The organism is Streptomyces sp. NPDC001156 (assembly GCF_053598275.1).
In genome coordinates this window covers 1-19277 of record NZ_JBSFJX010000095.1, presented here as the reverse complement: position 1 = coordinate 19277, position 19277 = coordinate 1, and the positions used below count along the sequence as shown (strand labels likewise).

General features: G+C 71.6%; 20 protein-coding genes and 2 pseudogenes. 11 read left to right on the top strand and 11 right to left on the bottom strand.

From position 1 onward, the window contains the following. Positions 1–5: 5 nt before the first annotated feature. Entirely contained in the window at positions 6–848 is an 843-nt protein-coding gene (locus ACWDA7_RS32430; RefSeq protein ID WP_450608806.1) for a helix-turn-helix transcriptional regulator, read from the top strand. A 49-nt stretch (positions 849–897) separates the two neighbouring features. On the opposite strand, the gene ACWDA7_RS32425 is transcribed toward ACWDA7_RS32430, so the two are convergent. Together ACWDA7_RS32425 and ACWDA7_RS32420 are read right to left on the bottom strand one after the other, a co-directional pair. Continuing rightward, positions 898–1932 carry an MASE1 domain-containing protein gene (locus ACWDA7_RS32425; protein ID WP_450608804.1) on the bottom strand — a complete coding sequence of 345 codons (1035 nt, stop codon included), beginning with the start codon at positions 1930–1932 and terminating at the stop codon, positions 898–900. A gap of 138 nt (positions 1933–2070) precedes the next feature. Continuing rightward, positions 2071–3348: a PP2C family protein-serine/threonine phosphatase gene (locus ACWDA7_RS32420; protein WP_450608830.1), complete on the bottom strand. Its 1278-nt coding sequence runs from the start codon at positions 3346–3348 to the stop codon at positions 2071–2073. Between the two features lie 705 nt (positions 3349–4053). On the opposite strand from ACWDA7_RS32420, the gene ACWDA7_RS32415 reads away from it, so the two are divergent. From ACWDA7_RS32415 to sigJ, 3 genes and pseudogenes are all read left to right on the top strand, one after another. Continuing rightward, entirely contained in the window at positions 4054–5373 is a 1320-nt protein-coding gene (locus ACWDA7_RS32415) for an alpha/beta fold hydrolase (protein WP_450608802.1), read from the top strand. 88 nt (positions 5374–5461) lie between these two features. Then, positions 5462–6201: pseudogene (locus tag ACWDA7_RS32410) on the top strand (PIG-L deacetylase family protein); the annotation flags it as partial. Between the two features lie 86 nt (positions 6202–6287). Then, positions 6288–7181, top strand: coding sequence for an RNA polymerase sigma factor SigJ (gene sigJ, locus ACWDA7_RS32405; protein ID WP_450608800.1), 894 nt, complete (start codon positions 6288–6290; stop codon positions 7179–7181). Positions 7182–7188: 7 nt separating this feature from the next. Here the strand turns inward: sigJ and ACWDA7_RS32400 are convergent, their stop codons facing one another. From ACWDA7_RS32400 to ACWDA7_RS32385, 4 genes are all read right to left on the bottom strand, one after another. Further along, a complete protein-coding gene (locus tag ACWDA7_RS32400) occupies positions 7189–7383 on the bottom strand; it encodes a DUF5999 family protein (protein WP_450608798.1) in 195 nt (64 codons plus the stop codon). A gap of 127 nt (positions 7384–7510) precedes the next feature. Then, on the bottom strand, positions 7511–7975 hold the full coding sequence (locus ACWDA7_RS32395) for an SRPBCC family protein (RefSeq protein WP_450608796.1): 465 nt from the start codon (positions 7973–7975) through the stop codon (positions 7511–7513). 40 nt (positions 7976–8015) lie between these two features. Continuing rightward, positions 8016–8585 (bottom strand): TIGR03086 family metal-binding protein, encoded by a 570-nt coding sequence (locus ACWDA7_RS32390; RefSeq protein WP_450608794.1) that lies wholly within the window; start codon positions 8583–8585, stop codon positions 8016–8018. A 74-nt stretch (positions 8586–8659) separates the two neighbouring features. Continuing rightward, positions 8660–9082 carry an SRPBCC family protein gene (locus ACWDA7_RS32385; protein ID WP_450608792.1) on the bottom strand — a complete coding sequence of 141 codons (423 nt, stop codon included), beginning with the start codon at positions 9080–9082 and terminating at the stop codon, positions 8660–8662. Positions 9083–9181: 99 nt separating this feature from the next. Between ACWDA7_RS32385 and ACWDA7_RS32380 the strand changes: the two genes are divergently transcribed. From ACWDA7_RS32380 to ACWDA7_RS32365, 4 genes and pseudogenes are all read left to right on the top strand, one after another. After that, positions 9182–9511 (top strand): ArsR/SmtB family transcription factor, encoded by a 330-nt coding sequence (locus ACWDA7_RS32380; protein WP_450608790.1) that lies wholly within the window; start codon positions 9182–9184, stop codon positions 9509–9511. Beyond that, the gene (locus ACWDA7_RS32375) at positions 9508–9945 is read left to right on the top strand and encodes an SRPBCC family protein (RefSeq protein WP_450608788.1); all 438 of its coding nucleotides are present in this window, start codon (positions 9508–9510) and stop codon (positions 9943–9945) included. The genes ACWDA7_RS32380 and ACWDA7_RS32375 overlap by 4 nt, the downstream gene beginning before the upstream one ends. A 658-nt stretch (positions 9946–10603) precedes the next feature. Then, positions 10604–10711: pseudogene (locus tag ACWDA7_RS32370) on the top strand (pentapeptide repeat-containing protein); the annotation flags it as partial. Next, a complete protein-coding gene (locus tag ACWDA7_RS32365; RefSeq protein WP_432938944.1) occupies positions 10709–10882 on the top strand; it encodes a pentapeptide repeat-containing protein in 174 nt (57 codons plus the stop codon). The pseudogene ACWDA7_RS32370 and the gene ACWDA7_RS32365, both read left to right, overlap by 3 nt. On the opposite strand, the gene ACWDA7_RS32360 is transcribed toward ACWDA7_RS32365, so the two are convergent. Continuing rightward, positions 10844–12358, bottom strand: a complete 1515-nt coding sequence (locus ACWDA7_RS32360; RefSeq protein WP_450608786.1) for a cytochrome P450 — start codon at positions 12356–12358, stop codon at positions 10844–10846. The genes ACWDA7_RS32365 and ACWDA7_RS32360 overlap by 39 nt on opposite strands. Positions 12359–12476: 118 nt before the next feature. On the opposite strand from ACWDA7_RS32360, the gene ACWDA7_RS32355 reads away from it, so the two are divergent. Together ACWDA7_RS32355 and ACWDA7_RS32350 are read left to right on the top strand one after the other, a co-directional pair. Next, positions 12477–13085: a TetR/AcrR family transcriptional regulator gene (locus tag ACWDA7_RS32355; RefSeq protein WP_450608784.1), complete on the top strand. Its 609-nt coding sequence runs from the start codon at positions 12477–12479 to the stop codon at positions 13083–13085. A gap of 88 nt (positions 13086–13173) precedes the next feature. Continuing rightward, positions 13174–13899, top strand: a complete 726-nt coding sequence (locus ACWDA7_RS32350; protein WP_450608782.1) for a DUF2470 domain-containing protein — start codon at positions 13174–13176, stop codon at positions 13897–13899. On the opposite strand, the gene ACWDA7_RS32345 is transcribed toward ACWDA7_RS32350, so the two are convergent. The 4 genes from ACWDA7_RS32345 to ACWDA7_RS32330 form a co-directional block, all read right to left on the bottom strand. Then, positions 13867–15081: a lactonase family protein gene (locus tag ACWDA7_RS32345; protein WP_450608780.1), complete on the bottom strand. Its 1215-nt coding sequence runs from the start codon at positions 15079–15081 to the stop codon at positions 13867–13869. The genes ACWDA7_RS32350 and ACWDA7_RS32345 overlap by 33 nt on opposite strands. Before the next feature lie 106 nt (positions 15082–15187). Continuing rightward, entirely contained in the window at positions 15188–16237 is a 1050-nt protein-coding gene (locus ACWDA7_RS32340; RefSeq protein ID WP_450608778.1) for a hypothetical protein, read from the bottom strand. Positions 16238–16279: 42 nt separating this feature from the next. Then, positions 16280–17533, bottom strand: coding sequence for an FUSC family protein (locus ACWDA7_RS32335; RefSeq protein ID WP_450608776.1), 1254 nt, complete (start codon positions 17531–17533; stop codon positions 16280–16282). A gap of 160 nt (positions 17534–17693) precedes the next feature. Further along, on the bottom strand, positions 17694–18188 hold the full coding sequence (locus tag ACWDA7_RS32330; RefSeq protein WP_450608775.1) for an FBP domain-containing protein: 495 nt from the start codon (positions 18186–18188) through the stop codon (positions 17694–17696). 78 nt (positions 18189–18266) lie between these two features. On the opposite strand from ACWDA7_RS32330, the gene ACWDA7_RS32325 reads away from it, so the two are divergent. Continuing rightward, a complete protein-coding gene (locus ACWDA7_RS32325) occupies positions 18267–19181 on the top strand; it encodes a DUF3626 domain-containing protein (RefSeq protein ID WP_450608773.1) in 915 nt (304 codons plus the stop codon). The last annotated feature ends 96 nt before the right edge of the window (positions 19182–19277 follow it).

Sequence of the window (19277 nt, the reverse complement as noted above, 5' to 3'; positions counted from 1 at the left end):
TGGGCATGACGACGGCGGAGTTCGGCAGGGCGGTGCGCCGCTGGCGCGACCGGGTCCCGCCGGAGGCGGCCGGGCTGCCCGCGGGAGAGCGCCGCCGCGCGCCCGGACTACGCCGTGAGGAGCTGGCCCAACTGGCCGGGATCTCCGTCGACTACGTCACCCGCCTCGAACAGGGTCGCGCCTCCCATCCGTCGGCGCAGGTCGTCGAGGCGCTGGCCAGGGCCCTGCGGCTGTCGGGAACCGAGCGCGCACACCTGTTCCGGCTGGCCGGTCTGGCACCGCCGGGCCCGGACACGGTACCCACGCACATCACGCCGAGCGTGCAGCGGTTGCTGGACAGACTGACCGGGACGCCCGTCGCGGTCTCCGACGCCTCCTGGACGCTGCTCATGGCCAACCCGCCGTACGCGGCCCTGATGGGCGATCCGTCCCGGTGGCGCGGCAACGAGCGCAACGCCGTGTGGCGTCACCTGGTGGGCCAGGGCAACACCCGTGTCCGGCACACCCTCGAGTCCCGGCGCGCGTTCGAGGCCGCACTGGTCGCCGACCTCCGGTCGGCCGCCCACCGCTATCCGGCCGACCGGCGGCTGCGGCGGCTGGTTGCCGAACTTCGGGCCGGCAGCGACCGGTTCGCCGAGCTGTGGGACTCCGGCACCGTCGGCCGCCACGAGGCCGCGCGAAAGACCATCGATCATCCCCAGGTGGGCACCCTGACACTGGACTGCGACGTGCTCACCGTGGCGGGCTCCGACCTGCACATCATGATCTACACGGCCGATCCCGGCACCGAGGACGCCGAACGCCTCGCCCTTCTCACGGTGCTCGGCACCCAGGAGCTCGTCGGGTGACCGTGACCGCTTGACGTGAGGCCCGGCGCGCGTGCGCCTCCGAGGTTCCTCAGCCGCCCTCCTCGTCGTCGCCTCCGTGCTCCGGCGGCTCCGGGCGATGGTCGCCCCCGGGGTCGATCCTCTCGACCATGTCGGCGAGCTGTCTGCAGGCCTGCTCGATCTCCCTCTGCGTCTGGTTGCGTTCCGTCACGGCCGCCGCGATCAGCAGCGCGGTCAGCGCGGCAGAGCCGTTGAACGCCTGCAGAGTGATCATGTTGGTGAGCAGGTCATGGTCTGCGAACGGTCCTGTGGCCCGGGCAGCGGCCACGATCGCGAAGGCCGACACGGCAAGGGCACAGGGTGCGGCTCCGGCCCGCTGGAAACGGAAGGCCGCCCAGATCAGCACCGGGAAGCCGAGGAACAGCAGCGGAGTGTGGGTGGCCTGGAGGATCCCGGTGCCGACGGTCGCCGCCGCGAGCAGGGACCCTTCCAGCCAGCGGGAGGCCGGCACGTTCTTCGGCAGGTGTGCCGAGCGGAGCACGAGCAGCACCGGGGCGACGACCAGCACGCCCATCGCGTCACCGGTCCACCAGACCGACCACGTGGGCCAGAACTCACCGGAAGACAGGACCCCGGCGAGGAGCAGGGCGCCGGCGCCCACCGTCGGACTGATGAGCATCCCGACGAAGGCACCGAGGAAGACCAGGGCGAGCGCATCCCGCAGACGGTCCATCGCCGTATGGAACCCCGCACGGCGAAGGAGAAGGTACGAGCAGATGGGCGCCAGCGTGTTCCCCGACACGATCGCGAGGACGGCGGGGAGCGACGGCCCGAGCGAGATGTTGATCAGGAACGCGCCGAGTGCGATGCCCGGCCAGACCCGCAGGCCCAGGATGAGCAGGCCGGCCAGGGCGATCCCGGTCGGCGGCCACAGCGGTGTGACCTGGCCGCGCACGAGCTGCTGGAGAAGCCCCAGCTTGCCGGAGGCGTAATACAGCGCGGCGACGGCGCAGATCTCCAGCGTGGCCACACCGGCCCGCCGCAGCCGTTCACGCCGTGCGACAGCATCGGGAGGTCTCTCCATCGGCATCGCCCCGTAGTCCATGGTCCTTCGGTCCGGCCGGATCCACCACGCCAGCGCCGTCCGCGGCTCGGCGGGTCCGCGGAGAACCGCCGCGATCCGGGTGGGCGGTCGGCTCGTCCCCCGGGCTTTCCGGCCCCCTGGTCCCGCTGAGAGCCTGCCTCAGGCGCGCGGCGTACGCAGGGCGAGGATGGCCATGTCGTCGTGGCCGTCGCTGGGGTGGTTGTCCGCGAGGGCTGTGACGAAGTCCTCCAGGGGCAGGGCGGCGTGGTCGGCGGCGAGCGCGGCGAGCTCGTCCAGGCTCTCGTCGATGGGGTGGCCGGGGTGTTCGATGAGCCCGTCGGTGAAGAAGACGACCGTGGTGTCCGGGGGGAGCAGGCGGGTGTGGTTGGGGCGGGACTGCTCGAGGTCGACCCCGAGTGGCAGTCCGGGCTCCGCGAACAGGTATTCCACTCGCCGGTCCGGGCTCATCAGCAGCGGTGGGACGTGGCCCGCCGTGCTCCAGTGCAGCCGCCAGGCCGGGCCCTCGGGTTCGATGCGGGCCAGACTCGTGGTGGTGACCGGATTGTCGGTGATCGCCTGCATGGTGCGGTCGAGCTGGGCGAGGACCGAACCGGGCGGATTGCCGCGGTCGAACAGCAGGGCGCGCAGCATGTTGCGGGTGCAGGCCATGGCCGCGGCGGCGTGCAGATCGTGGCCGACCACGTCGCCGATGACGATCGCCACCACGTTGTCCGGCAGCAGGACGGCGTCGTACCAGTCGCCGCCGAGACGGCTGGGCTCCGCGGCGGGCCGGTAGATGGCGGCGGCGGTGAAAGGCCGCAGATCGGGCAGGGTCGGCAGCAGAAGGCGCTGGAACTGTTCGGACGCGGTGCGTATCCGTTCGAACAGACGGACGTTGTCGATCGCGATGCCGGCGGCGCTGGCCAGGGCCACCAGGACGTGCTCGTCGTGGACGTCGAAGGACCGCCCGTCGTGCCGCTCGGAAAGGAGGAGATCGCCGTAGATATGACCGCGGGTGCGGATGGCGACCCCGAGCAGGGTGCGCAGTTGCGGGTGTCCCGGGGGGAATCCGGCCGAGGCCGGGTGGGCCGAGATGTCGTCGACCCGCAAGGGTTCGGGGTGGCGGATCAGATGTCCGAGGACACCTCGCCCGAGAGGCAGCCCGACCTTGTCCAGGTCCGCGCGTTCGCGCTCGGACAGACCGACGGCGATGAACTGCTCCAAGTGCTCGCCGGACTCGTCGAGCACTCCCAGCGCCCCGTAGCGGGCGCCCACCAGGTCCATGGCGGTGCGCACGATACGGTGCAGCACCGCGGGCAGATCCACCTCACGGCTGATGGACACCACCGCGTTCAGCAGGCCCTCCAGCCGGTCCACGGCGGCGAGCAGGGCGCGCAACTGCTCGTCGATCCGGCCCAGCTCGTCACGCAGACGCATCCGCAGCGCGGGAAGGCTCGGGTGCTTCGGTTCCCTCGCCTCTTTGTCACCTGCCATCACGAGCGCCTGTCTGCCCGCCGGCCGCGACGGATCCGCTCGTACAGCCACTCACGCGAGCCGTACATCCCGGCCTCCTGACCCGACCGTGATCGTCAACACCATCGCGTGACACACTCTGACACCCCGGACCGCCGAGTACTCCGGAAGCGGCATGCCATGGTGCCCCGCCTTCCGGCCGGGGTCCGTGGGGGACGAACCCGGCTTGTGCGTCGTTTCGAGTCGGCGAAGCGCGGGCGCTCCGGCCGGCCTGTCGTCCGCCGATCCGCTCGGCATCGATCTTTTCCGCCCATCGAAACGACCGTACGCGGCGAGCGGATCGGCGGCGAGTTCCCGTTCCCGCGGACCCCGATGAGCGGCGGTCGCGCGTCGGAATCCGCAGACCTTCATGAGTACCGTGTCCGCGTCCAGGGTGCTCCCGGACCGCTGTGCCTCGGCCGGGGCGCCGCGGGCGGCGAGGGACCGCGCGCCCTCGGCGCCCTGCGGGGCGTGCAGGCGGCCAGGGCGGGGCTCCCGCATGCTCGAGGGGGCAAAACCGGCTGAGCAGCCGGTCAGTAGAGGTTTCTTGATCCCCGGCCCACGGCACCACAGGATCATGTGCTGAACTGGGACGCGGCCTGGAAATCCGTCCGTCCCCCGGGAGCACTGTTGAGCCTCAGTTACCGCCAGCCCGGCGTCGTCCTGACCGATCGCCGTTTCACCGTGCCCCTCGATCACGACGATCCCGGAGGCGAGACGATCGAGCTGTACGCGCGGGAGGTCGTCGCCGCGGACAAGGCGGACGCCGGCATGCCCTGGCTCGTCTACCTCGAAGGCGGCCCCGGCTTCGGGGCGAATCGTTTCATCGGGCAGCAGGCATGGCTGGGCCGGGCTCTCGAGGAGTACCGCGTCCTTCTGCTCGACCAGCGCGGCACCGGCGCTTCCACGCCCGCCAACCGGCAGACGCTCCCGCTGCGCGGCGGCCCCCGGGCGCAGGCCGACTACCTTGCTCACTTCCGTGCGGACTCCATCGTCCGCGACTGCGAGGCGATCCGCCCGCAGGTCACCGGTGGCGACCCGTGGACGGTCCTCGGCCAGAGCTTCGGCGGCTTCTGCGCCGTGAACTACCTCTCGACCGCCCCGGAGGGACTGCGCGCGGCCCTGATCACCGGCGGCCTTCCCTCCCTCGACGCGCACGCCGACGACGTCTATCGGGCCGCGTACCCGCGTATCGAAAGCAAGGTCGCAGCGCACTATGCCCGCTACCCACAGGACGTGGAGCGCGCCCGCCGCATCGCCGAGTACCTGCTCCAGCACGAGCCCGTCCTCAACGGCGGCTACAAGCTCACCGTGGAGGCCTTCCAGTCCCTCGGCATCCTCCTCGGCGGCGGCGAGGGAACCCACCGTCTGCACTTTCTCCTGGAGGGCGCCTTCGTCAGGACCGCTCGGGGCTTCGAACTCTCGGACGCCTTCCAGGAGCAGGTGCAGGGCCTGCTCTCGTACGCGGGGCACCCGCTGTACGCACTGGTCCACGAGGCGACCTACGGCCAGGACGAGCGCCCCACCGGCTGGTCCGCGGAGCGGATGCGCGGTCATTTCCCGCAGTTCGACGCCGCGAAGGCGCTCGCGGGCGACGGCCTGGTCCTGTTCACGGGCGAGTCCGTGCACCCGTGGACGTTCGAGACCGACCCGGCGCTGCGCCCGCTGCGCGACACCGCCGACCTGCTGGCCGAGCGCACCGACTGGACGCCCCTGTACGACGCCGCCCGCCTCGCCGCCAACGAGGTGCCGGTGGCCGCGGCGATCTACCACGACGACATGTACGTCGACGCCGCGCACTCCTTGCAGACGGCCCGTACGGTCCGTGGTCTGCGCACCTGGGTCACAAACGAGTTCGAACACGACGGCGTCCGCGTGAGTGGCCCCCGCGTCCTGGACCGTCTGCTGGCGCTGGCGCGGGACGAGGTCTCGGAGGACCGGGCCGGATGATCCGGGGCGGTGCCCTGGTCACCGCACTGATCCCCGGCAGCGCCGTCCCTCCCCTTCGGCCGCCGGGCGGCGGCACTGGTCTGCGGCCATGACGGAGCCGCGGAAGGACCGACTCGCACCCATGCCCGACGACTGGCGGCGAGCCCTCGCCGTCGTCGCCCATCCGGACGACCTCGAGTACGGCTGCGCGGCGGCCATCGCCGGATGGACCGACGGCGGCCGGGAGATCGCGTACCTCCTCGCGACCCGCGGCGAGGCGGGCATCGACTCGCTCGAGCCCGCCGTGGGCGGACCGCTGCGCGAGCGGGAGCAGCGGGCGAGCGCCGCGGCGGTCGGGGTGTCGACCGTGGAGTTCCTCGACCACCGTGACGGGGTCGTCGAGTACGGCGTCGCGCTGCGCCGGGACATCGCGGCCGCGATCCGGTGGCACCGCCCCGAGTTGGTCCTCACCTTGAACCACCGTGACACCTGGTTCGGGACGGCCTGGAACACGCCGGACCATGTGGCCGTCGGACGGGCCACGCTCGACGCGGCGGCGGACGCCGGCAACCGGTGGATTTTCCGGAGCTCGCGGAGCGGGGCCTCGAGCCCTGGAACGGCGTCCGCTGGGTCGCCGTCGCCAGTTCCGCGACGCCGGCCCACGCCGTGCGGGCGGCGCCGGGCCTGGAGCGAGCGGTGCGCTCACTGCTGGAACACCGCACGTACCTGGAGGCGTTGACACAGGAGGACCCGGAGACATACGCACGGTCGTTCCTGACCTCCCATGCCGAGGCCACGGGCGAGCGGTTCGGCGGCGAACCGGCCGTTGCGTTCGAGCTTTTCGGCCGCCAGCCGGTCAGGTTCCGCGGGAGTGCCGGAGCCGTGCTTCGATCGTCTTCTGCGCCCATGCCGACGGCATTTCGAAACGGGGATCGATGGACGACAAGGAACTGCTGGCCGAGCGCTTCGAGACGCACCGCGGGCATCTCAGAGCCGTGGCCTACCGGATGCTCGGCTCGCTGAACGAGGCCGACGACGCCGTACAGGAGACGTGGCTGAGGCTGAGCCGCTCCGATGTGAGTCAGGTGACCAACCTCGCCGGCTGGCTCACGACGGTCGTGGGCCGCATCTGCCTCGACATGCTGCGCTCCCGCACCGCGCGCCGTGAGGAACCCATGGCGGACGCTTTCGTCCCCGACCCCGTCGTCACCCCACTGGAGCGCGTGGACCCCGAAGGGGAGATGCTGCTCGCCGACTCGGTCGGGCTGGCCCTCCTCGTGGTGCTGGAGACGCTGGAGCCCGCCGAGCGCCTCGCCTTCGTGCTGCACGACATGTTCGCCGTGCCATTCGACGACATCGCCCCGATCGTGGGGCGCACATCGGCCGCGACCCGGCAGCTCGCCAGCCGCGCCCGCCGACGGGTGCAGGGCGCGGAGCCCGTGTCCGATCCTGACCTCGGTCGGCAGCGCGAGGCGGTGGAGGCGTTCCTCGCGGCCTCACGCGCCGGCGACTTCGACGCCCTGGTCGCCGTCCTCGACCCCGAGGTGGTGCTGCGGGCGGACGCCGGGCCGCTGGTGCGCGGTGCGGCCGCCTCCAAGGTGGTGCGCGGCGCGGCCACCGTCGCCAAGGGGGCGCTCATGTTCCGGCGGTACTCCCGGTACGCGCGGCTCGCCCTGGTCAACGGCGCCGTCGGCGTCGTCACGGCGCCCGAGGGCCGGCCGGTGTCGGTCATGAGCGTCACCGTAGTGAACGGCAGGATCACCGGTATCTACATCCTGTCGGACCCCGAGCGGCTGGGGCGGCTCGGCCTCACCGCGACGGGGTCCTGACCCTGGGTCAGGCTCCCGTCCTCGCCGTCGTGCGCAACGGGGCCACGGTCCGGCCGTCCGGCAGCAGTTCACCGGTGTCGTCGAAGACGATGGTGCCGTTGCACAGCAGGTTCCAGCCCTGCTCGGGGTGGGCGGAGACGACCACGGCGGTGTCGTGGTCGGGCCGGTCGGCCGATGGGCACGGAGGCAGGTGCGTGCACATGACGTCTCTCCAGGGTCGTACGACGTGTACCTCCGTGGTAGCGGAGTTTGTTGTCGTACGGATGAGTGGACCACCACGGGCAGGAGACCCCACGGTGAGCTTTCCCTCAGGGGGGCGCCGGCCGGGCTCAGGAGTGCATGTCTCCCGGCGGCGCCGGCAGTCTGCGCTCGAGGTCCCGCAGGTCCTTGCCGATGGAGGAGCGGACCTGCCTTGCCATGATGGGCGCGGCCAGACGGTAGTGGCGACCGGCGTTGCCCCGGACCCGGATACGAGCCAGTGTGCCCTGTGGGTGGGCGGCGAAGGTGTACGTGACGTGCATGGGTATCGGGCCCGCCACGGACACCATGTCGAGCAGTTCCGGTGGGTCGTACGCCGCGACGCGGAGCACGTAGTCGATGCGCTTGCCGAGGAAGTACGCGGTGCGGGTGACCTCGGCGCCGACGCCGAAGCCGCCTGCGTCCGCCTCGCGCGTGAGCTCCGCCGTGCGGATGCCCTGGGTCCACTCGGGATCGTTGCGCCAGTCCATGGCGTACGCGGCCACTTCCCCGGGTGGCAGCCGGATCACGCGTTCCGCCGTCTCGTCGATCGTCATACCGGTTCCTCTGCCTTGTCGTCGGGGGTCCTCTCCGTGATCAGTTGTGCCACTCAGGGTTCCTCCCGCTGGCGGCGAGCGCACGCTGGAAGGCGCGGGCGCCGGGGGACTCCGGCACGGGCGGTGCGTAGCCGCCGGTGGAGCGGGCCTGTTCGGCGATCTGCTCGACGACACCGAGGGTGACCCGTGCGGTGTCCTCGCCGAGCGTGAACGGCCGGCCGGTGGCGCGGGCCAGGTCCCAGCCGTGCAGGGCGAGTTCCTGCAGGGTGATGGCGGCCGCGAAGCCTGCGGGCATCTCTCCCGGACCGAACTCGCAGACTCCCTCGTACGCTGCGGGGTCGGCCCATGCCGCCGCCGCGAGTACGGCCGACTCGGCGACGAGCGCCGGCATCGCCGTGGAGACGTCCTCGTCCGGGACCAGCGGCTCCTTGCGGGCGGCCCGCGCGGACGACGTGAGTGTCCCGCCGAGGTGGTCGAGGAGTTCGGCGACGGTGAACTTCTCGCACGGGGTGGGGTCGCCGAGCTGCTCGGTGCCGATGCCGGCGGCCATGGCCGCGACGGCGTCGGCGCATTCCTTGATGGCGGGATACAGCGTGCTGTGCTGGGACATGGTGTTCCTCCTCGGGTGTGCCGGTGGTTCCGGCGGGGGTCGGTGCGGTGCGGGGCAGGTGACGCGCAGTCGGGTCAGCCGGCGAAGAAGGGCGCAGGCTCGCCCGTCTCGGCGTAGGCCTTGAGCTGGACGAACTTCGTCGCCCAGCCGTATGTGAAGTCCCGGTAGGCGTCGTCGACCGCGGGGAATCCGCTGTGCGTGAAGCGCAGGGTGACACCGCCCTCGGTGCGCGGCAGGACCTCGTAGGTCTGGACGGTACCGGTCCAGGGGCCGTTCTCACCGGTCAGGACGAGCTGCTTGGCGGGTTCCGCCTGCGTCACCCGCAGCCGCCACGGCTCCGGCACGCCCGGGAAGCGCAGTTCGTGCACACCGCCCACGGCCTCGTCGGCGGTGGCGGTCGTGGTGAACCAGCCGCGGATCCCCTCGGTCGTGGAGATCGCCGTGTACACGGTCTCCGGGTCGGCCTCGATGTGCAACTGCATGGCGATGTCGGCCATGGCACGTGCTCCTTACTCCAGTCGATGCATTTGCTTTAGCTGACACTAAAATGACATGGCGCTCGATTGCAAGCTGTAGTGGTGGCTAAAATGATGTCCGTGGATGCGGTACGGGCGGTCGCTGAACCCAGACGGCGCGAGATCCTTCGCCTGGTTTGGGACGCCGAGCTGTCCGCGGGCGAGATCGCCGAGCGGTTCGACGTCACCTTCGGGGCGGTCTCGCAGCACCTCAAGGTGCTTCGCGACTCCGGCCTGGTTACGCTGCGTCAGGAGGGCAAGAAGCGCTTCTACCGCGCCGACCGTGCAGCCATGGGCCCGCTGGCCGACTATCTGCAGTCCATGTGGGCGGCCAGACTGGACACGCTGGCGGAGGCGGCCGAGCGGGCGGAGCGTGAGGGGCCCGGGAACACCGAAGGGGCGAACGCTTGAACGCTGACGAGGTCACAGTGGAACGGCTCATCGCTGCCCGGCCCGAGACGGTGTTCTCCTTCTTCACCGACCGGGACAAGTGGCTGTGCTGGATGGGCGGCGACGGGGAGTTCGACTTCCGGCCCGGTGGCGCCTACCGGACGACCGTCACCGGTGAGAACGTCGCGCAGGGCCACTTCGTCGAGGTCGACCCGCCCACGCGGCTGGTCTTCACCTGGGGCTGGGCGGAGGGCGGAATGCCCGTGCCGCCGGGCTCCACCACCGTGGAGATCACCCTTGAACCGGTCGCTGCGGGCACCCTGCTGCGTCTGGTCCACCGCAACCTGCCCTCGCCGGAGGCGCGTGCCGCGCACGAGGAGGGCTGGGTGCACTACGTGGACCGGCTCGCCACAGTGGCGACGGGCAACGACCCGGGACCCGACGCATGGATGTGAGTCGGCGCAGGCGGCTCGGCCCGGTGCCCGTGCCCGCTGGGTAGCCCGGCCGTTGCCGCGGAAAAGGGTTTCCGCGGCAACCGCCGACGTCATTAGCATGGACGGCATGCACGCATCCCCCACCGAGCCGTCCGAGCTGCGGGCCGACTGCAGTCGCTGCTTCGGCCTGTGCTGTGTCGCACTGCCCTTCGGCCGCTCGGCGGACTTCGCGATCGACAAGGACGCCGGCACGCCCTGCCGGAATCTGCGGGACGACTTCCGCTGCGGGATTCACTCGGAGTTGCGGCAGCGCGGCTTCTCGGGCTGCACGGTGTACGACTGCTTCGGCGCCGGACAGAAGGTCTCCCAGCTCACCTTCGGCGGTCAGGACTGGCGGTCGGTCGGGCCGGAACACGCCCGGCGGATGTTCGACGTGTTCCCCGTGGTGCGCCAACTGCATGAAATGCTCCGGTACTTGACGGAGGCCCTCACCCCTCCTGCCGCTCGGCCGATCCACGGCGACCTGCGTCGCATGCTGGCGAGCACCGAACGGCTCACTCTGCGGAGCCCGGCGGAACTGGGGGAGTTGGATGTGGACGCGCACCGGCAGCAGGTAGGCGCGCTGCTGCTGCGCGCCAGTGAGCTGGTGCGCTCGGGAACGGGGCGCAGCACCAAGGACCGGCGGGGCGCCGACCTCGCCGGAGCCCGTCTACGGGGTGCGGATCTGCGCGGCGCGGGACTGCGGGGCGCCTGCCTCATCGCCGCCGACCTCACGGGTGCCGATCTGCGCGGCGCCGACCTCATCGGCGCTGACTTGCGCGACGCGGATCTCACCGACGCCGATCTGACGGGCGCTCTCTTCCTGACGCAGCCCCAGATCACTGCGGCCCGGGGCAGTTCGGGCACCCGGCTGCCGGCATCAGTCACGCGCCCCGGTCACTGGGCAGCGCACCTCTGACCGCGCCTCGGCGACGGCCCCCGGACGGCACGGCGGCGATGCGGGGCGGCGCTCGAGGCGCAGCCGAAGCCCCTCGGGCATCAGCGTCAGCCGCTCCGCCACCCGCAGCCGGTAGCCGGGGTCGGGACGCAGGTCGTAACGGCGCAGCAGCAGACCCAGCACCAAGGTCGCCTCGTGCAGCGCGAACTGCCGCCCGATGCAGGCCCGCGCCCCGGTTCCGAATGGCTTGAAGGTGTGCGCGGGACGTGCCCGTACCGCCTTCGCGTCGAACCGCTCGGGGTCGAAGCGCTCCGCGTCGGGCCCCCACACCTCCGGATCCCGGTGCAGCATCGACGTCAGCACCAGTGCCCACGCGCCCTCGCGCATCGGATGCGTGCCGTCCAGGACGGTGTCGTGCCGTGCCTCCCGCGCGAAGGCCGGTGCGGTGGGCCACAGCCGCAGTGACTCGTCGAGGACCCGGCGGACGTACCGCAGCCTGGCGACCTGTTCGTAGCCAGGGCGTGCGGCATCGCCCCAGACCTGGTGCACCTCCTCGCGGGCGCGGGCGGCGACGTCCGGGTGGCGGGAGAGGTAGTGCAGGGCGAAGGAGAGTGCGCCCGAGGTCGTCTCATGGCCGGCGACCAGGAACGTGATGACCTGGCGGCGGATGTTCTCGGGCGCGAGCCGCTCCCCGGTCACCGGATGCGCGGTGTCCAGCATCCGGTCCAGCAGGTCCCCCTCGCCGTCGGCGGCGCGCCGCGCGCGGACGACGGCGTCCACCGTGCGGTTGAGGTAGGCCATGTCCTCCTCGTTGCGCCGGGCGGCGCCGCGCAGCAGCAGGGGTGTCAGCGGAACAGGAACGAGGTTGCGGCGCTGCGCGAACGTCAGCGTGCCGATCATCGCGGTGACGAAGGGGTGCGGCCGCGGCCGCTCAAAGGAGCCGAAGTCGTGCCCGAAACCGGTGCGCGCGATCGTCTCCAGCGTCAGCTTGGTCATGTCGCCGGGCACGTCCACGGTGTTGCCTGCGGCCTGTTCGGTGTCCCAGCGGTCGATCAGCCGTCCGGCGACATCCAGCATCATCGGGTGGTAGCCCGCCATCGCCTCGCGGCTGAAGCCGGGCGCCAGGACGTCGTGCGCCAGCTGCCAGTTGGGCTCGTGGTTGTACGCCGTGAACAGTCCGTCCCCTGCGACCGGCCGCAGATTGGCGACGCCCAGGCCCACGTGCTTGGCGAACCGCGATTCGTCGGCGAGATCGGCCGCCGGCCCTCCGCCCCCGACGAACACGATCTCCCGGCTGAAGAACCTCCGCCGGAAGATCGGTCCGAGCAGACGCCCGAACCGCATCGAGTCCTGCACCGGCTTGCGCCTGTCGGCGCCGAGCACATCGCCGGCGAACGGGATCCGGCGCGGCGGGTGCGGAATGCGCCAGAGCTCCGGCCAGCCCAGCTCCGCGCCGCGGAACCCCTTGGGTGGCGCGGTCGCCGTCGTCTGCGCCATGGCGCCATCTCCCTCGGTGCGGCGGAGCGCGGAGCACGTCCCGCCCGTGTTGTACGTGGGTTCAATAGCGGATTCAGTGTGATCCCGCTGTTGAACCGACGTCAAGTACAGTGCGGACATGGCCGCGAACCAGGGGGAGCGCACACGCCGCCGGCTCACCACCGAGGAGCGCAGGGAGCAGCTCCTCGCCGTCGGGGCGCGGCTGTTCTCCGAGAATCCCTACGACGACGTGTGGATCGAGCAGGTCGCCGAGATCGCCGGTGTCTCGCGGGGGCTGCTGTACCACTACTTCCCGACCAAGCGGGACTTCTTCGCGGCGGTCGTGGAGCGGGAGAGCGAACGGATGCTGCGGATGACGGCGGCCGTGCCGGGGGTTCCGCTGCGTGAGCAGCTCGCCGCGGGCCTCGACACTTTTCTGGCGTACGTCGAGGAACACGCGCACGGCTTCCGCGCCTTCCATCGCGCCGACGCGGCGGGGGACCAAGCCGTGCGGAAGGTCTACCAGCGGTCGCTCGCGGCGCAGGAGCAGCAGATCCTGGCGGTCCTCGCGACGGACCCGGAGTTCGGCGGAGAGTTGCAGGGGCGGCCCGAGCTCAGGATCGCCGTCCGTGGCTGGCTGGCCTTCACGACGGCGGTCTGCCTGGAGTGGCTGCGGGGTGCCGACCTGACCCGGGAGCAGGTGCGTGACCTGTGCGCCCGCGCACTGCTGGGGGTCGTCGCGCGCTGACGGATGCGTCCGGATGCCGGCCCGGTCCGGGTTGGCGCACACCCCGATCTCCGATAAGTTAGGCAAGGCTTACCTAAGGAGGTTGGGAATGGGTGACCGTCACGCTTGGACGGCCGCGCCCGCTGCGGCGGAACGCGCCCGGTCGGTGCTGGCAGCCGCATGGTCCTGCGCGGTGACAGCGGAGAGCGGCCGGGAGGAGTTCGTCGGCGCGCACACCGTCACGGCGGACGGCAGGGTGCTGCTGCACCTGCCGGAGGACAGCGTGCTGCCGGCCACCGCGATCTGCGCACCGCGCGGAGAGCCCTCCGCGGTGCTGGAGTTCGCCGATGTGGCGCCCGTCCCCGTACGGTCCCGCATCCGCGCCCGGGTCTGGCTGGCGGGGCAGTTCAAGGCGGAGGAGGGACACCTGGTGTTCCAGGCGACGCGCATCGCGCTGCGCCGGGCGAACGGCGTGGTCGTCGTCGACCCCGAGGAGTACGCGTCCGCCGAGCCCGACCCGCTGGCCGCGGCCGAGTCCGGGCTGCTCACCCATCTGGCCGACGCCCACCCGGACACCGTCGAGCGGCTCAGCCGTCTGGTCGACCCCGACAGCCTGCACGGCGCCGTACGCGTACAGCCCCTCGCCGTGGACCGCCACGGGCTGACGCTGCGCATCGAGCGGGTGCAGGGCCACGGTGACGTACGTCTGACCTTCCACAAGCCCGCGGACGACGTGGCCCAGCTGACCGAACGGATGCATGTGCTGCTCGGGCAGGCCGCCCGGATCAGCTGCCCCCGTGTGCTACAGCGGTACCGTGCAGACGGCGATCGGTGAGGCGAACGGCTCGCCCGCGAGGCTCAGTTCGCCGCTCGCGCGGTCGACGTGGAACACCGTGACCGTGCTCGACCGTTGGTTCGCCGCGAACAGCAGCCGGCCGTCGGGGGAGAGCGCGATATGGCGCGGGAAGTCCCCGCCCACTGGCACCGTGTCCAGCGGCCGCAGCGCGGCACCGTCGTCCTCGATCGCGTACCGGGTCAGGCTGTTGTGCCCACGGTTGGCGAGATACGCGTACGCCCCGTCCGCCGTGACCGCGAACTGCGCCGGGTAGTTCGTGCCCGTGCCCGTGCCCGTCGACTGCGGTCGCCCCGGGCTGAGGCGCCCACTCGCCGGGTCGTAGGCGCAGACCACGGCCGTGTTGTCGACCTCGTTGGCCAGATAGGCGAAGCGGCCGTCCGGGTGAAAGGTGAGGTGCCGCGGGCCCGCGCCCGGCCGGGTGCGCGCCCGGGCGACCTCGGTGAGCGTGCCCTTGGACGGGTCGAGTCGATAGGTGTAGACGGTGTCCGTGCCCAGGTCCACGGCGAGGACGTGGCCGCCGTCGGGGCTCGTGATGACCTGGTGTGCGTGTGGGCCCTGCTGACCCGGCCCGGGTGGCGGACTGGAGTGCGTGACGAGATCGGTGCGCTCGCCCGGCGCGCCCGAGGCCTCGATGGGATGCACGGCCACGCTCCCCGAGAGGTAGTTGGCGCTGAGCAGCCAGCGGCCGCTCGGGTGCACGGACACATGACAGGGACCCGCCCCTCCGGTGCTGCGGCTGCCGAGGATCTCGTGTCCCGGCAGGCGCACCGCCGTCACCTTGCCGTCCTGCTGCTCGTCGACGGCGTAGAGCGTGCGCCCGTCCGGGTGCACCGCGAGGTACGACGGGTCGGCGACCCCGGTCACCGTCCCGGCGCCCGTGATCCGGCCGGTCTCCGGGTCGTACAGGGCGAGGCCGATGCCCTGGCCGCCGCCCTCGGCGGAGGTGTACGTGCCGATGAACAGCGGGCGGGGACCGGAGGGCCGGCGCGGCGGTGCGCTCGCCCTCTCCGGCTCCTTACGGGGCGCGTCCTGCGGCTCGCGGGGTGCCACGGGGGCGGGGATCGTCGTGACCGCGACGGCGGCCGTGGCCGCGCCGAGGAAACGGCGTCTGCTCCAGCCCCCGCCGAGGGAACCCCGCGACGGTTCCGCACCCGTGACCATGCCCGCACCTCGAGAGTCGTCGGCTCAGCTGTGACTGCCACCTTGGCGGGTACCGAGCCATGTCTGCAAGGCGGGCAATCATCGCTGCGCCAAGGACGACGCCTGCCTACCAGTCACCGTCCTGGACGGGCTTGCCCGGGAGATCACCGAGCGGCTGCACCTGGTTCGGGGCGGGCTGCTGCCAGGGCTCGTGGTCGTCGCCGAGCCAGTCGCCGACCGGCTTGACGCCGCCGAGCTCGTCCGTGGGTGCGAGATCCTCGCCGTCCTGGTCGTAGTAGTCGAACCACGGCAGTCCGGCCTGCGTGTACGCCGCCCGGTCCACCGGAGACGGCGGGGGCGCCTCACCCGTGATCCGGCGCCACTCCGGAGGCGTCACCAGATGCACGAACACCCGCCCGGCCGGCTCATCGGCCCAGCTGCCCGCCCGCCAGTCGTCCTGGTAGACCTCCTGGCGCATCGAGCCGCCTACGCCCAGCCCCATGGCAGGGGCGCTGCGCGGGGCACCGCCCGGAGCGGCCGCCATCGCGGGGGCCGGGGGCATGGCACCCGGAGCGGGGGGAGCTCCGCCGTAGAGCCCGGCAGACAGATGCGTCTGCATCGCCCGTGCCCGCTCGCGCCTGCGCCGCTCCTCCTCCCGCCACCTGGCGAGCGGCTTCTCCTTGAGCGGGAAGGTCTGCAACTGGATGCCGCCCCACACCTCCTCGCCCGTGACCTGGCCCTCGACCGTGGCACCGAGGCCGAGCGGGACCGCGACGAACTGGCGGACCGTCCCCTTGCCCGAATTGATCCCGTCGAGCCACGGCTGGCGCGGCAGCACCACGTAGTTCTGCGGACGACGGCCCAGGCGGGAGTTCCAGGGCCTGCCGGAGACCGCGCAGACCTTGCCCGCTCCCACCTGCAGCGCGGCCGGTTCCGACGCGCCGAAGCTCAGCCACATGGCCTCGCGCAGATACACCGGGAGCATCACGCCGCCGCGCGCCCGCCATTCGGCGGGCACCGTCTCCGCGTGGTCCTCGACCCGGCGGACCGGGAACTCGCCGAGGCCCGGCGGCAGCGGATGCGTACCCGTCTCCGGCAGCCGCAGCGTCCGCATGAACCGGACCCGCACACCCCCGGGCAGGACCAGTGAGTTCCCGTCGATCCGCACCGCGTCCATGCGTCCCCCTTGCCGTCCGGCCGTCCGTCCTCACCTAGAACGTCAGGGCGGACCCGGACGGTTCCGGCCCGGCAGAACACCGCGCAGCCGTGCGCGCACACGGTCCCGCAGCCTGGTCAGACGCGGGTTCCGCTCGCGCTGCTCCCGGGTGCCCCGGTCCAGCTCCTCCAGCAGACGGCGGGTGCGGTGCTCGGTGTCCATCTCGTCCAGGATGCGGTTGACCTCGGTCAGGATGGCGCCGTGGAACTGCCACTGACGGGTGTCCCGCTGGACCTCCTCGAGGAGTAGCTGGGCCAGTTTGTCGCGGGTCGCGCCCGCCGTGACCAGCTCCTCGGCGAGCCGGGTCTCCGCGGACTCGGCGCTGCGGCTGACGTCGGTGGTGACCAGCACGGCGAAGCTGACCACGGCGTCGCCGATCTCCGAGAGCAACCGCTCCAGCGTCGCCCCGATCTCGGGCTCGAACAGCGCCTCCGGCTCCCGCTCCTTCGCCAGGTCGGCGAGGGTCCGGGCGATGACCCGCAGCACCACCGTGACGATCTCCAGGGTGTCGAGGCCGGTGCGCAGCACGATGCGGTGGAGCAGTCCCTCCCGGACCCTGGGGTTGAGCTTCAGGCTATCCTCGGCCTGCCGCAGCGCCGCGTCCACCTCGATGATGTCGTGGTCGAGCCTGCGGGCCTCGTACAGCCGCGCGGTCGCCTGGGATGCGGGCGTAGGTCCCGAGGCCTGGTCCGCGATGCGCAGCATCATCTGGCGTACCCGGCGCGACAGTCCCTCGATGGACTCCCCGGCGGTGGTCACCCACACCGGGGGTGCGAAGAACAGGTTGGTGGCCAGGCCCACCACCGCGCCGATCACGGTTTCCAGGACGCGCGCCCAGGCGGTACTGCCCACCTGGGTCACCCCGAGCACGAGCATCGCGCTGATCGCCACCTCGGGCACGTACTCGCTGACCCGTACGAGATGCCCGACGGCCAGGGAGGCCAGGATGATCAGGGCCAGGCTCCACCAGGTCAGTCCGACCAGCACGCTGAAGCCGATGGCGATGACGACACCGGCCACCACGGAGTTCACCCGGCGCACGCTGTTGGTGATTGTCGCGTAGAGGGTGACCTGGACGACCAGCAGGGCCGTCAGGGGGGCCGTGAGGGGAGCGGGCTCGGGGCTGAGCTGTACGGCGACCACGTAGGCGACGGTCGCGGCCGCGGTCGAACGTACCGCCTGAACGACCTCGGGCACCTGGCGCCACTTCACGATCCGGGCGGAGGCCGTCGCCCAGGCATCACGTACATCTCGCATCCCTAGGGCCCTTCCCGCTCCTCGCAGGCAACGAACGTAACCATGGACAACAGGGAGCCCGAGGGAGTGCCGCTCGCGGAAATCCGCAGTCCACCGCACCGGGTGAGCCGTCGGTGGGGTGCGCCGCCGCCGGGGTCGGTCCCGGCGGGCAGGGCGGGCGTCAGGCGTACAGCTTGTCCAGGAAGGAGGACAGATTGGCCACCGTCCGGGCGATCTGCTCCTGCGTGGTCAGGCTCTCCTCGAAGCGGCTTCCGCCCTCGGGGGCCTTCTTGCCGCGTACGTACAGGGAGCACGCGAGGTCGGTGCACATGTAGAGCCCCACCGAGTTGCCCTCGCGCCCGGCCGTACCCGCCTTCCGGGCGGTCATCAGGGACACTCCACTGCCCGCGTGGGTGGTCAGGCACAGGGAGCACATGCTCCGGTGCAGGAACCCGCGCTGCGAGGACGGGAACCGGAGGGCCACACCGGTGAGCCGATCGCCGTGTCCGGTGACCAGATAGCTTCGGTCGGGTGCCCCGGGATCGCGCCAGCCCAGGAAGTCCAGGTCGTCCCAGGGACGTTCACGCAGGTCGCGGGGCATAGGCAGGCGCTTGGCCTCTCCCTTCGAGCAGTTGATGAAAGAGTCACGGATGTCCTGCTCGGCGAGTGATCTCATGGGAGTCCTTCTGGGCCCTGCAGCCTATGGGGTCTAGGTTCTTGGCTAAATCTATCGAGACCCATCGGGGAGGGGTCAATGGATTTCGGGCTCGACAGCGGTCTCCACGCAGCCGCCGTGGACGCCCTGCGCCATGTCGCGGTCCGCTCCTCGGGCCCCGTGGTCAGCGGTGACCTGCGGCTGACGCTGAACTTCCACCCCGACCGGCATGCGGCCGGGCGCCCGATCCTCCAGGCGCTGGCCGAGGACGGCGCGTACCGTTCGCAGTTCGTCACCGGCACCAGCAACGGCGGTCTGACCGCCCATCCCGGCGGCGACCGATGGCACTGGGAGAGCCGGATCTTCGGCGGGGCCTATGACGGCGCGTCCGCGGTGGACCGGCCGGTGTACGGAGCGTTGAACTTCCGCCGTCAAGTGGTGGGCGCCGCCCCGCGGTTCGGCTCGTCCCATGTCCGGCTCACGGCCGCCTGCCTGGCCAGGGCGACCTTCTGCTATCCGGACAGCGCGGCCGAGCCCTCCCATTTCGGGGTGGCATCCGGGATGGACCTCATCGCGCTGGCCGAGGCCGACGACCAGGACGCCCTCAACGACTACATCGAGGCCCATGTGCACGGCTCCGTCCTCCTCGTCCGGGACGTGGAGGCACTGGTCCTGGACGCGAGCTACCGCGGCACTCCCGTGGAGGCCGCCGCCCTGCGGCTGCCGTGCCCGCTCGAGTGGCACCCCGGATACCGGATCGCCGTCGACGAGTTGCGCCGCCACGCCGACTACCGCGGCCCGGCGTACGTCGAGTTGGGCGCGAGTATCGCGGAGAACGGCCACCTGGACCCGCGGATCATCGGCGACGCGGTCCGCTCGGGCCGGTACGAGGCGCAGGACCTGAAGAAGGTGTGGCACTGCCTGGCGCGCTTCGGCGCGCCGGAAGGCGCCGGAACGGCGGAGCGTACGGAGACGGCGCCCGGTGCGGGATCCGCCGTCGGATCCCTGTCCTGAGCTAGTACTCCAGTGCGGTTTCGTGATCTATCCAGCGGGTTCGCTGGCGGTTCGTCGTCGGTAGTGGCTGCGGCGGGCTGTTGCCTGGTGGCGTCG